Origin of the sequence: Geothrix limicola (genome assembly GCF_030268085.1) — a bacterium.
GTDB lineage: Bacteria > Acidobacteriota > Holophagae > Holophagales > Holophagaceae > Geothrix > Geothrix limicola.
Genome location: NZ_BSDE01000002.1, coordinates 50,733 through 63,722, shown reverse-complemented (window position 1 = coordinate 63,722; position 12,990 = coordinate 50,733). Strand labels below are relative to the sequence as shown.

9 protein-coding genes are annotated in these 12,990 nt (G+C 68.6%); 5 read left to right on the top strand and 4 right to left on the bottom strand.

What is annotated here, in order from left to right:
* The first annotated feature begins 107 nt into the window (after positions 1–107).
* From QSJ34_RS06035 to QSJ34_RS06025, 3 genes are all read left to right on the top strand, one after another.
* Entirely contained in the window at positions 108–3,281 is a 3,174-nt protein-coding gene (locus tag QSJ34_RS06035) for a hybrid sensor histidine kinase/response regulator (RefSeq protein ID WP_285571720.1), read from the top strand.
* Between the two features lie 20 nt (positions 3,282–3,301).
* Positions 3,302–4,546: an MFS transporter gene (locus QSJ34_RS06030; protein ID WP_285571718.1), complete on the top strand. Its 1,245-nt coding sequence runs from the start codon at positions 3,302–3,304 to the stop codon at positions 4,544–4,546.
* Between the two features lie 190 nt (positions 4,547–4,736).
* The gene (locus tag QSJ34_RS06025) at positions 4,737–5,579 is read left to right on the top strand and encodes a hypothetical protein (RefSeq protein ID WP_285571716.1); all 843 of its coding nucleotides are present in this window, start codon (positions 4,737–4,739) and stop codon (positions 5,577–5,579) included.
* 40 nt (positions 5,580–5,619) lie between these two features.
* On the opposite strand, the gene QSJ34_RS06020 is transcribed toward QSJ34_RS06025, so the two are convergent.
* The 3 genes from QSJ34_RS06020 to QSJ34_RS06010 all read right to left on the bottom strand — a co-directional run bounded on the left by QSJ34_RS06020 (position 5,620) and on the right by QSJ34_RS06010 (position 9,821).
* Complete coding sequence (locus QSJ34_RS06020) at positions 5,620–7,053, bottom strand: Rossmann-fold NAD(P)-binding domain-containing protein (RefSeq protein WP_285571714.1); 1,434 nt, start codon at positions 7,051–7,053, stop codon at positions 5,620–5,622.
* A gap of 366 nt (positions 7,054–7,419) precedes the next feature.
* Complete coding sequence (locus tag QSJ34_RS06015) at positions 7,420–8,127, bottom strand: alpha/beta fold hydrolase (RefSeq protein WP_285571712.1); 708 nt, start codon at positions 8,125–8,127, stop codon at positions 7,420–7,422.
* Positions 8,128–8,168: 41 nt separating this feature from the next.
* The gene (locus QSJ34_RS06010; RefSeq protein WP_285571710.1) at positions 8,169–9,821 is read right to left on the bottom strand and encodes an ATP-binding protein; all 1,653 of its coding nucleotides are present in this window, start codon (positions 9,819–9,821) and stop codon (positions 8,169–8,171) included.
* 167 nt (positions 9,822–9,988) lie between these two features.
* Between QSJ34_RS06010 and QSJ34_RS06005 the strand changes: the two genes are divergently transcribed.
* Positions 9,989–11,455 carry a serine/threonine-protein kinase gene (locus QSJ34_RS06005; RefSeq protein ID WP_285571708.1) on the top strand — a complete coding sequence of 489 codons (1,467 nt, stop codon included), beginning with the start codon at positions 9,989–9,991 and terminating at the stop codon, positions 11,453–11,455.
* Positions 11,452–12,150 (top strand): OmpA family protein, encoded by a 699-nt coding sequence (locus QSJ34_RS06000; protein WP_285571706.1) that lies wholly within the window; start codon positions 11,452–11,454, stop codon positions 12,148–12,150. Before QSJ34_RS06005 ends, QSJ34_RS06000 begins: the two co-directional genes overlap by 4 nt.
* On the opposite strand, the gene QSJ34_RS05995 is transcribed toward QSJ34_RS06000, so the two are convergent.
* Positions 12,116–12,931, bottom strand: a complete 816-nt coding sequence (locus QSJ34_RS05995) for a helix-turn-helix domain-containing protein (protein ID WP_285571704.1) — start codon at positions 12,929–12,931, stop codon at positions 12,116–12,118. The two genes, QSJ34_RS06000 and QSJ34_RS05995, sit on opposite strands and share 35 nt — an antisense overlap.
* Positions 12,932–12,990 lie beyond the last annotated feature (59 nt).

Below are 12,990 nucleotides of genomic sequence, written 5' to 3'. Positions count from 1 at the left end.
GGATCGGCAGTCCACGATGCCAAGCCGGATCCGGTGGGCCCAGGTACCAATCTCCAGTACCCTGCGGGCTGGTCGAAAAGAAACATCTGCCCACACCCTTTGCCCCCATGACAGCCTCGGATGTTCCCAACCCACCCTCAGGCCTGCCCATCTACCAGGAGCGGGCGGGTGGTGGTCTGGAACCGGTGCTGGCGGCGCGAGCCTGCCTCATGGAACGGTCCACGGGGGGCTCCCTCGGCGAGCTGCTCGGCGCCCTCCTGGATGAGGCCGAAGGCCTGACCGGGTCCTGCCTGGGATTCCTCCACACGGTGGCAGAGGATCCGCAAAGCCTTCCCCTGCAAGCCTGGGCCACGCGCCACCAGAGGGCGAGGGCGCTGGAAACCGGGGGGCCGGCCCTGGGCCAGCCGGCGGCGGTCTGGGCGGACTGCCTGCGCATGGGGCATCCCCTGATCCATAACGATTGCGCCCAGCTGGCGGAGGGGGCGTCCCCTCTGAACGCAGTGGTGGTGCGTGAGCTGATCGTGCCCGTGCGGCGCTCCGGGCGGGTGGTGGCGGTGCTCGGGGTCGCCAACAAGGCGACGGATTACCGCGAAGCCGAGGCCGAGGCCTTCCAGCGGCTGGCGGACCTGGCCTGGGACCTGGTGGACAAGAAGCGCGCGGAGGAGGCTCAGGCCGCCAGTGCCAAGGGGTTTGGCGCCTTCTTCGAAAAGGCCCCGGACGCCATCTTCCTGGCGGATCCCGATACGAAGACGATCCTGGACGCCAACGAGGCGGCCTGCCGCCTGCTGGGCCGCTCCCGCGAGGAGATCATCGGCCTGGATCAGGCGGCGCTGCATCCCCCCGAACATGCCACCAGCGCGCGGGAGGCCTTCCAGCGTCACATCCAGGAATCGCGGGAGCAGGGCTTCACGCTGCCCAATGAGGACCGGATCCTCCGTTCCGATGGCACCACGGTCCCTGTGGAAGTACTCGCGCAGCTGGTGCAGGCCGGCGGCCGGACGGTGCTGATGGGCACCTTCCGCGACATCACCGGGCGCAAGCGGCTGGAGACCATGTACCGCGAACTGCTGAACAGCCAGGGCGAGGGCTTCGGCATGGTCGATGCCGACGAGCGCTTCGTGGTGGTGAACCCGGTGGCCGAGGAGATCTTCGGCGTGGCGCCGGGTCACCTGGTGGGCCGCTGCCTGATGGACTACCTGCCCGAGGATCAGGCTGAGGTGGTGCGGCGGGAATCCCTGCGTCGGCCCAAGGGCATCTCCAGCACCTACGAGCTGAGGATCCGGCGGGAAGACGGGACACCGCGCATCCTCCTCGTCACGGGCCGGCCCTGGGCCAACCAGCCCGAGGGCGAAAGGCTGGTCATCGGGATCTTCCGGGACATCACCGAGCGCAAGGAGATGGAGGTCCGCCTCAGCGAAAGCGAGGCGCGTTTCCGGACCTACATCGAGCAGTCGAGGGACGTCATCTTCACGCTGGATGCCCAGGGCACCTTCGTCTTCGTGTCCCCGGCCTGGGAACGGCACTTCGGATTCCCGGCCAGCGAGGTCATCGGCAGGCCCTTCGCCCCCTTCGTCCATGAAGACGATGTGGCGCCCTGCATGGCCTACCTGACCCGGGTGCTGTCGACGGGGGAGGCCGAGGCGAGCCCACCGTACCGCGTGCGGCACGCCAATGGCTCGTGGCGCTGGTTCGTGGCCAACGGGGCCCTGCTGCCGACTTCCGATGGCGCACCCAGGTTCATCGGCGTGGCCCACGACATTACGGAGGCCAGGCTGGCCGAAGAGGCCCTGCGGGAAAGCGAAGAGCAGCTGCGGATCATCTTCGAGGCCTCTGGCGCCGGGATCATCCTCGTGTCCCCGAAGGGCGAGATCCGCTTCGCCAACCGGCGCATGGCGGAGATGTTCGGCATGGAGAACGGGGCGCTCATCGGCACTGCCTACACCGACCACCTTCATCCGGACGAGAAAACGTCCGGCGACCGGCGGATGCACCAGCTCATTGACGGAGAGATCCAATCCGTGTCCCTGGAACGGCGCTACCTCCGCGCCGACGGCACGGAGTTCTGGGGCCACCTGTCTGGCCGGCGGCTGGAGAACGTGGATGGCAGCCTGCGGGCCCTGGTCGGCATCATCACCGACATCACCCAGCGCCGTCAGTCGGAGGAGCAGCAGCGGGTGCTCCAAGTGCAGCTGCACCAGGCCCAGAAGATGGAAAGCCTGGGCAGCCTGGCCGGGGGCGTGGCCCATGACATGAACAACGTGCTGGGGGCCATCCTCGGCCTGGCCTCGGCCCACATCGAGGCCCAGCCGGCCGGAAGCCCGACCCAGAAGGCCTTCGGCACCATCATCAAGGCCGCCGAGCGGGGCGGGAACATGCTGAAGAGCCTGCTGAGCTTCGCGCGGCAGAACGCCGCCGAAATGCGCGAGCTGGACCTGAACACCATCCTCCGCGAGGAGGTCCGCCTGCTGGAGCGCACCACCCTGTCCAAGGTGCGCCTCGTCATGGAACTGGCGCCCGACCTGCGGCCCATCCTCGGCGATCCGGGCGCGCTCACCCACGCCTTCATGAACCTCAGCGTCAACGCCGTGGACGCCATGCCCGAGAACGGCGTCCTCACCCTGCGCACGCGCAACCTGGATCCGGGCTGGGTCGAGGTCCAGGTGGAGGATACGGGCGTGGGCATGGCCAAGGAGATTCTCGAGAAGGCCCTGGATCCCTTCTTCACCACGAAGGAGATCGGCAAGGGCACGGGCCTGGGCCTGTCCATCGTCTACAGCACCGTGAAGACCCACCGCGGCCAGATGGACCTGCACAGCGAACCCGGGAAGGGGACCTGCGTGACCATGCGCTTCCCCGCCTGCGAGGCCCCGGCCCGGGCGGCGGAAACCACCGGGGCCTACCGCACGATGGCGAGCCGCGGCGGGCTGAAGGTGCTCATGGTGGATGACGACGAGCTGATCCAGACCTCCATGCAGGGTCTGCTCGAACTCCTGGGCCACCAGCCCACCCTCGCGCCCAGCGGTGAGGAGGCCCTGGCGATGGTGGAGGCGGGCCTGAAGCCCGACGTCGTCATCCTCGACATGAACATGCCGGGCCTGGGCGGCGCGGGCACCCTGCCGCGGCTGAGGGCCCTGCTGCCCACCGTGCCCGTGCTGCTGGCTACGGGCCGGGCCGATCAGACCGCGCAGGACCTGGTGGAGGCCCACCCCTTCGTCACCCTGCTGTCCAAGCCCTTCGGCATGAAGGAGCTCCAGGCCCAGCTGGCGCCCTTCACCGGCTGAGCCACGCGGTACCATCCTGCATGGTCCAGCCAGCCGTTCCGTCCCCTCCTCCCGCCCTCGGCCGCGACGGCCGCCTGCTTTTCGTGACGCGGGCCGCGCGGATGTTCTCGTACGGCTTCCTCTCCGTGGTGCTGGTGCTCTACCTCGCAGGCCTGGGCTTCAGCGAAGGCCGCATCGGCCTGCTGCTCACGCTCACCCTGGTGGGGGATACGCTCATCTCGCTCTGGATCACCCTCCGCGCGGATCGCCTGGGCCGCAAGCGCATGCTCGTCGTGGGCGCGGCGCTCATGGTGATGGCGGGCCTGCCCTTCGCCCTCAGCGGGGATTTCACCGTGCTCGTGCTGGCGGCCACCTTCGGCGTCATCAGCCCCTCGGGCAACGAGGTGGGACCCTTCCTGGCCATCGAGCAGGCGGCGCTCTCCCAGGTGCTGCCCGAGGAACGCCGCACGGGCGTCTTCGCCTGGTACAACCTGACGGGCTCCTTCGCCACCGCGCTCGGCGCCCTAGCCGGGGGTTGGACGGCCCAGGCGCTTCAGGGCTCGGGAATGGCCCCCGTGGCCAGCTACCGGGTGCTCATCGTGGCCTACGCCGCCGTGGGGTTCATCCTCGCCGCGCTCTTCGCCAAGATGTCGGCGGCGGTGGAGGCCCCGCCCGCCGCCAGCCACGCCAGCCGGTGGGGGCTCCATGCCTCGAAGGGCGTGGTGCTGAAGCTGTCGGCCCTGTTCTCGCTGGACGCCTTCGCCGGGGGCTTCGTCATCCAGAGCATCATGGCCTACTGGTTCCACCGGAAGTTCGGCGTGGCGCCGGGCGCCCTGGGGTCGATCTTCTTCGCGGCCAACGTGCTGGCGGGCCTCTCCAGCCTCTACGCCGTGCGGCTGGCGGCGCGCATCGGCCTCATCCGCACCATGGTGGTCACGCACATCCCATCGAACGTGCTGCTGATCCTCGTGCCGCTCATGCCCAACCTGCCCCTGGCCGTCGCCATGCTCCTGCTGCGCTTCAGCATTTCGCAGATGGACGTGCCCACGCGCCAGGCCTACACCATGGCCGTGGTGGCGCCCGATGAGCGCTCCGCCGCCGCGGGTGTCACGGGCATCGCGCGCACCACCGGCGCGGCCATCTCGCCGGTGCTCGCGGGCCCCATGCTCGCCGTGCCCGCGCTGGTGGGCATGCCCTTCTTCATCGCGGGGGGACTGAAGATCCTCTACGACCTGCTGCTCTACCGGAGCTTCAAATCCTCCGAGATCGGCGTCGGGAAGGATTGAGGCGTGTTCGGGCCTCGCTGAACCGGCGAAGGCTCGAACCTGTGCTCCTCCGCTCTCAGGTCCGAGCTTGATGATGTCTGGATCGGTATTTGGATGAATACGACTAGATTGAATTGTTACTACATGAATTTGCTAGATGAATTTAAGCGTGGCGCCTAGCATCAGGTCCGCCCTCTGGAGGTGGGCTTCCATGAAGCACGCAACCTTCCCGTCCCTGTTCTCCGCGCTGGCCCTTCTCGTGGCCCCGGTCCTGCTGGCTCAAAGCGGCCCCATGCCGCCTCCGCCGCTGATGCAGTTCGTCCGGGAGGAGGTCAAACCCGGCCATGGCGCGGCGCACGCCGCCACGGAATCCGCCTGGACCAGGGCCCTCGTCAAAGGGAAGGCCACGGATCACTACATCGGCATGAGTTCCCTGACGGGGCCTTCAGAGGCCTGGTTCCTCATGGGCTACGCCAACTATGCGGACTGGGAGGCCAAGCAGCACGAAGTCGAGCAGAACCCGGCCCTGAAGAAGGAGGTCGAGGCGATCTCCCAGAAGGATGGCGAGCACCTCACGGGCGTCCGAACCTTCCTGGGGACCTACCGCAAGGATCTGAGCTACGGCCCGCCGGTGGAGATCGGCAAGATGCGGTACCTTCGCACGCGGGTATTCCGCGTGAAGCCGGGCCAGAACAAGGCCTTCGAGGAGGGCGTGAAAGTGGCGCTGGCCGCCTACGAAAAAAGTCAGCTGCCGGGTTCCTTCGCGTTCTATGAGGTGAGCGCGGGCATGGGCTCGCCCAGCTTCGTGGCCCTGCGTCCCCTCAAGAGCCTCAAGGAAATCGATGCCCTGGATGCGGCGGACAAGGCCGTCGCGGAGGCCCTGGGTGAGGAGGGCCGCAAGACCATGCAGAAGGTCTTTTCGGAGACGGTGAATGATGTGGAGAACCAGATCTTCGCCTTCAATCCGAAGCTGAGTTTCCCGGCCCCCGGCCTGGTCGCCAGCGATCCGGGCTTCTGGACGCCGAAGCCCGAGAAGAAGGAACCCGAGAAATAGGCGGAGCCGCGCGCTTCGCAGGGGCCGCCCGGGGCCGGTGTCAGAGCATGGGCCCGCCCTCGGCGGCCTGTTCCATGTGGCCCTGGAACCCCTTCATCACCAGGCCGTGGATGACGGCCTGGGTGAAGCGGTAGAAGAACCAGGGCAGGGCCGGGTTGAAATCGTGGATGGCCACGAGGGTGAAGCGGCCGTTCAGCAGGTCGCGGAATTCCAGGCGGGCCGTGCGTCCGCCCAGCGCGCGGGCGAGGGCCCCGCCGGTGATGAAGTACATGCGCCGGTCCGGCGTGCTGTGGGTGGGTTTGAAATCCAGGCGCAGCAGCCGGAGGCCGCCGGGCTTCTGACGCACGGTCCAGGAACCGTCGGCATCGCGTTCCGTGCCCACGAAGGCCTTCATGAGGGTGCCCAGCCAGGCGAAGTAGTGGTCCGCCATCCATTCGGCGTTCCGCCGCGGGGGCAGGTGCATGCGCTGGATGGAGCGCACGCGGCCCATCTGGCGGATGATCTCGTCGTCCACGTGCCGCTGGCCCTTCGAAAGGGTTCCCGAGGCGGAGGTCAGGGACCGCGCCAGGGTGCCTTGCAGGGGCGCCCAGTCGCGGGTGGCGGCCTGCTGCACGGGATTGTCCTGGCCCGGCGTGCCATCCGCGAACTGATCCAGGAGGTAGCGGAGGAAGACCGGATGCAGCGAAGGATTCAGGCTGCGCAGCAGGGCCGCGAAGAGTCCCGGGGGCATGCCCGGCCAGGGGACGAAGCGGGCCTTGCGGCCCTGCAGGCGGGCCGTGTCCTCGATCATTCGCCGCAGGGTGACGGGTTCGGGCCCGAACACATCGAAGGCGCGATGAAAGGTGTCCGGCCGTCCCACGCAGTGCTGGAAGGCCGCGAGCAGGGTCTCCAGGTGGATGGGGCGGATGTCCGTGTCGGCGAGCCTGGGCAGGGGGATCAGAGGCAAGCGTCGCACCAGGCGCGCCAGCAGCTTCGACAATTCACCACCGGGACCCATCACCAGGCCCGTGCGCAGCACCGTGAGGGGCACACCGCGTGCGGCGAGCACCGCTTCCAGTTCCTGCGCGTGCCTGGCGGTGGGCCGCTCCGGATGGGCCAGCAGCGGCGCGCGGCAGAGGATCTGCTTCACGCCGTTCTTTGCGGCGGCCCAGGCGAAATTGTCGGCCACGAGCAGATCCATGTCCTGGCATTGGGCCTGGTCCAGGCGGGCCGAGGGATCGCGGTTGTGCACGAGGTAGATGGCGTAGTCCACGCCCTCCAGCGCCGTGGCCAGTTCCTTGCGGGAGAAATGGTCGCAGGGCCGGATGTCATCTTCGGGGCCCGCTCGGCGGGCCATGGAGCGCGTGAGGATGCGCAGGTCGAAGCGCTCGCCCAGCGCCTCGCAAAGCGCCGCTCCGATGAAGCCGCTGGTACCGGCGAGCGCGACCCGGGGTCGGGCGGCCCAGAGGTGAGTGGAAGGGGCGGGGAGGTCCACGGGGCCCAAGCATAGCAAGGGCCCGCAAGGCGAAAGCAAAAGCAAAAGATCTTTAACCAGTGATAAACGGAGATGGACAGTGATGAAAAGCGTCCCTCTTTATCACCGTTCATCACTGTTCATCACCGGTTCCAAAGGCTTCCCGCGGTGTGATCAACCCCGCGGGAGACGCACCAGGAAATCCCGGATGGCCTGCGCGGCGGCTTCGGGACGGGCCTGCAGCCATAGCAAGGTCCCTCACGGTGAAAATCACCGCGAAAGATCTTTAACCAGTGATGAACGGAGATGGACAGTGATGAAAAGCGCCCCTCTTTATCACCGTTCATCACTGTCCATCACCGGTTCCAAAGGCTTCCCACGGTGTAATCAACCCCGCGGGAGGCGCGCCAGGAAATCCCGGATGGCCTTTGCGGCGGCTTCGGGACGGGCCTGCAGCAGCCAGTGGGGTCCATCGAGCCTGACGATGTCCAGGTTCGGCAGGTGGGCGCGCAACCACGTGGTGGCGGCCCGGGGCACCAGGCGGTCGCGGGTTGCCACCAGGGCCAGCGTGGGCGCCTGGATGTGCGCGAGCAGCGGTGTGTGATCCACGCCCATCACCGCCTGGAGCCGCGCCCGCATGGCCACGGGGGAAGCTTCGGCGCCCATGGCTCGGGCCAGATCCATCAGCGGCGTCGTGGCCCACCGGCCCAGGAGCAGGAAGCGCAGCAGCCACATGGGCAGGCGACGGGCGGGCAGAAGGCCCAGCAGACCCGCCAGCCAGGACAGGCCCGGGCGCGGGTTCCGCGCGAAGCTGCCGCAGAGCACCAGGGCCACCAGCCCCTCGGGACGCTCCGCCGCCAGGGCCAGGGCCACGGGCCCCGAAAAGGATTCGCCCAGCAGGAGGAAGGGCCGGTCCTTCGGCAGATGCGTGCGCACGAAGTGGATGCAGGCGGGGTACGAGACGAGCGCCGCCGGATAGCGCACCACCCGCGCGTCGAAGTCCTCCAGGGCCGATAGGAACGGCTCGAACATGCGGCCCGTGCCGTCCAGTCCGGGGAGCAGGATGAGCAGGGGAGGGAGGTCGGTATCGGCCATGCGAGGTTTCCGATCCCGTGGTTGCGCCCGCGGCAGGGAGGTCAGCGGTTCGAAGCGAGCAGGGGCAGGCTGAAGGCGAAGGCGCTGCCTTGGCCGGGCCTGCTCGCCACCGAGATCGTGCCGCCCTGCATTTCGACGAGCCGGCTTGAGATGTAGAGGCCCAGGCCGGTGCCGCCGAAGCGTCGCGTGGTGGCCGCCTCGCCCTGGGTGTAGGGATTGAAGAGGTGGTCGATCCGTTCTTCCGGGATGCCGATGCCCGTGTCCGTGACGGTGAAGCGGAGCCGCGCGGGATCCTCCCCGGGCACCACCGCGAGCGAGACGTGCCCGTCGGAGGTGAACTTCACCGCGTTGCCCACCAGGTTGGTGAGCACCTGCCCGAGCCGAAGCGGATCGCCGACGCAGTCCGTGGGCAGCGAGGGATCGCGCTGCAGCCGGAGGGTGATGCCCTTGGCCGAGGCCTGGGGGCCGAAGAGATCCAGGACGGTTTCAAGCACTTCCTGAAGCTGGAAGGGGATGCGCTCCAGTTCGATGCCGCCCGCCTCGAGTTTCGAGAAGTCCAGCACCTCGTTGAGGATGTTCAGCAGGGTGGCGCCGGAGCGCTCGGCCTTCTGCAGGTGGGCCTGCGCGGCCGGAGGCAGATTGGCCCGCTGGGCGAGCTCCAGGAAACCGATGAGCGCCGTGAGCGGGTTCCGGATCTCGTGGCTGATGAAGGCGAGCAGCTCCCCCTTGGCGCGGGTCTGGGATTCCAGGGCGAGGATCTGGCGTTCCAGATCTTCCTTGCGCTGCAGTTCCTCCGCCGTGCGCTGATGAATGATGCGGGTGGCCGCCAGGTTGCCCAGGGAGACGACGAAGCGGATCTCCTGCTCGGTGAAGGGGCCGCGGGTCTCGCTCGCACCGAAATGCATCAGCCCGAGCACCTCGCCCTGGGATTCGAGCGGAACCACCATCACGGACCGGGTCGTGTCGCCCGGGGTGGCTGCCGTCACGCCGTTCGGAGCCGCCGGGTGGTTCGGAGCAGCCAGCGTCGCATCCATCAGCAGCGCTTCCTTCCGCTCGAACAGGGCCTCCATGGTGCCGGGCGAGAGGGAGGCCGCCGCGCCGGGATCCGTGCCCACGGATCGCGCCGCCAGGCATTCCAGGGCTCCTCCGGGCTGTTTCAGGTAGACCGCGCCGTGGCTCGCGTCGAGGTGGGACATCAGGCGCTCGAGCAGGTCCTCGAGGAGGCTCCGGGGCGACCGGCGAGACACCAGGTCGCGGCTCAGGTGATGGAGGATGTCCACGGCGCCGGGCCCCGAGACGTCGCCGCCGGGCGGCCGCGTTTCGTACCGCAGGTTCTCCACGGACAGGGAGAGGGTGACCGTCTCTTCCTTCGTGCGCCGCGGGAGGCCGGGCTCCGCGCGGGATTCGCAGGGCGAAAGAGAGAGCTCCACTTCACCCAGCAGGATCCGGTCGCCGGGCTGAATTTCGCAGCGGCCCGAGGTCTTCCGTCCGTTGATGCGGCTGCCGTGCCGCGAGCCCAGGTCCTCCAGGTAGGCCTTCCCTTCCTTCCACAGGAAGCGCGCGTGGCTGCGCGAGATGGCCGGATCTTCCAGGACGACATCCTGTCCCGGGGCCCGGCCGATCCGAAGCTCAGGCCTGGCTTGGTTCAGCGGCTGAGCGCGGTGCCCGGGAATGTGGAGAAGGAAATCCGGCATGGCCTGGACCCCTGGGAGCGGGAATCGCTCGGGATGTAAACGGGACAGTCTCGGCATTTTCCGTGAGGAGGAGGCCCCTGTCTAGGCTGCCGAGAGATTATCTCGAATGCTGGGCCCCCGGAATCCTCCCACGGATGGATAATGGGCCCATGTCCCAGGAACGGTGGATGCAGCTTGCGGTCCGGCTGGCGGACCGGTACGAGTTCGTGTCTCTGGTGGGCAAGGGCGGCTGGGGTTCGGTTTTCGAAGTCGTGAACCGCCAGCTGGGGCGGCGCGAAGCCCTCAAGGTCGCCTCCGAAGACGCCAGCACCGGGCTCAGATCCCGCCGCTTCACCCATGAAGTGAAGACCGTCGCCGCGCTGGACCACCCGCGCATCGTCAAGGTCTACGCCTTCGGCGAAGAAGAAGGCATCCAGTGGTACTCCATGCAGCTGGTGGACGGCCCGACCCTGGCGGACCTGCTGCAGGCGGGTTGGCGCTTCGATGCGGCCATGACGGCCCGCATCGCCGTCCCCCTCCTGGACGCACTGGCCTACAGCCATGAGCGGGGTGTCATCCACCGGGACATCAAGCCCGCCAACATCATCTTCAACCAGGAGGGTCGGCCCTTCCTGGCGGACTTTGGCATCGCCAAGGTCTGGGGGGACATCCAGGAGACCCAGACGGGCCAGCTGCTGGGCACGCCCGCCTACCTCTCGCCCGAGCAGGCCCTGGGCGAGGAGGTCGATGGCCGCGCGGATCAGTACGCCCTCGGCATCACGCTGTACCGCACCCTCACGGGGGTCTTCCCCTTCAGCGAGGAAGGCGCCATCCAGACGCTGATGCAGCGGGTGCAGGAAGAACCCACGCCCATCGGGACACTGTTGCCGCACCTGGATCCGGTCTTCAGCGAGGTGGTCATGCGCGCGCTGCGCCGTGACAAGAACCGGCGCTGGGCGGGCCTCCACGAGATGCGCGAGGCCCTGGTGCAGGCCTGCGCGGCGGCGGGAATCGCGTGGAACCTCCCCCTCGAAGGCCTGGGCAGCGTTTCGATCACGCACGAGCCCCTCAGGCCCCTTCCGGCGGAGGAGGCGGCGGAGAACCACCATCCAGGGCTCGATCCGACCGTGGACCTGCCGAAGGGGCCCAAGCGGAGCGGCGCCGGCAGCCTCGTTCTGGGGGCCGCCCTCCTGGCCGCCGTGGCGCTGCTTGCCTGGACCCTCCCGCGCAGGTCCGTCGACGCGCCGGCTCCTACTGGATTGGTGGCCGGAGTTTCGCCGACCCCCTGGAAGACGCCGCCTCCGCCGGCCCCGAAGCAGGCTCCCGCCGACGTTCCGGCCAAAGCCGCGCCCGCGGAACCTCCACCCCGCCGGGTGGTCACCTACCCGCAGCTGATCGAAGGGGGGGCCGCGTCCACTTTCACGCCCACCTCCGTGCCCGCCGCCTGCCTGGGCACCAAGGTGGCCGTGTCCCTGGTGGTGGGCGAGGACGGCACGGTCAAGTCCTGCCGGCTGCTTTCCAAGGTGGCGCCCGAGTGCGCCGAAGCGGCCAAGGCCCTCGCCCTGGCCTCCCGCTACAAGCCCGCGCTGGATGGGGAGGGCAGGCCCATCGAAAGCACCGTGGCAGCGGGCATCGATTTCCCGGAGGCACCATGAACGCTCAATCTTCAGCCTTCTGCGCCCTCGTTTGCTCCCTCACCGTCGGCATCCTGGCTTTTGGCTGCCGGACGCCGGAGCCGCCGGCCCCTCAGCCGGCGATCAAGGTCACCATCACCTCCGATCCCGGCAAGGCCGCCCTGTTCCGCGGGGGCAAGCCCATCGGCGAAACGCCCCAGACCCTGGCGGTGAACGCGACCGAAGACCTGCTGCCCATCACGGCCACCTTCGGCCAGGAGGTCCTGGTGGAGAAGCGGATCAAGTACCTGAACCTGGACCGGGTGGAGATGAGCTTCACCTTCGGCGCGGGCCGCTCGGCCATGGCGAAGGTCCTGAAGCTTCCGCGGATTCTCGTGTTCGACTACGGCGCCGGCGTCACCTTCGACGTCAACCGCGCGGACCTCAAGCCCGACTTCCTTCCGCTGCTGGATCAGCAAGCCCGCCTGCTCAACGGCCCCTTCTCGGCGCTGGAGGTCCACCTCTGCGGCCACACCGACAGCCAGGGCACCAACGACTTCAACCTGGCCCTCTCCCTGGATCGCGCGCGGGCCGTGGCGGGCCGCCTGGAGGCGCAGGGCGTGCCGAAGAATCGCTTGAAGTCCGAAGGGTTTGGCAGCGCCTATCCCGTGGCCGGGAACGACACCGAAAGCGGGCGGTCGCTCAATCGCCGGACTGAGTTGATCCTGCCCCAGTAGGTCCGCCGCAGGGCGGCCCCTGGAGGAAGGCCTTTGGCGAAACGCCGAGGGCGGCCCTGAAGTGGCGATTGAAGTGGGCCTGATCGTAGTAGCCCGCATCGAGTGCCACCCGCGTCAGCGGGGCGCCCCTGCGGTGGGAGCCGATGGCCCGCCGCAGGCGGAGGATGGCCGCCAGCTGCTTGGGCGAGGCGCCGACGCTGCGGCGGAAGCGCTTCTCCAGCCCGTCGATGCTGAGCCCCAGTTCCTGCGCGAGGGCGCCCACGCGCAGGGCGCCCGGGTCGCTGCGGATGGCCTGCACGGCCGCATCCACGACCCGGTCCGGCCCCCAGGCCCGCCGCGCCAAACGCTGCAGCAGGAACCGCTCGAAGGCGTCCACGCGCTCCCGATGGCTCCTCGCCGCGCGGATTTGGGCGGAAGCGGCTTCGACCTCGGCGGGATCCACCAGTTCTTCGAGGGCCACCGTCGCCCCGAAAAGGTGGTGCAGGGGCAGGTCGAGGAAGGCCCCGGCGGCGCCGTCGTGGCATTTGGCCAGGATGATGCCGCTGCCCGGGGCGGTGAGCATCCGTCGCGCCGTGGCCCGCAGGCCCGTCACCACGTGGTTTGGCACGGGCACCTCGGCGGCGCCCTCCTGCAGGCGCGAGGAACCCGCGTAGCGGAAGCCGAGGATCAGGCCCGATTCCGGAACGAGGGTGTGGTCCGCGGCCGCCTCGGCCTCGACGATCTCGAAGACCCGCACGTAGGGCGCGAGGGCGGCGCAGGGTGCGAACGCGTGCATCTTCATGGGGCCATCCTACTCGACGCATGTTCGGGGCCCGCTGAATTCATACAATCCCCAGGTCC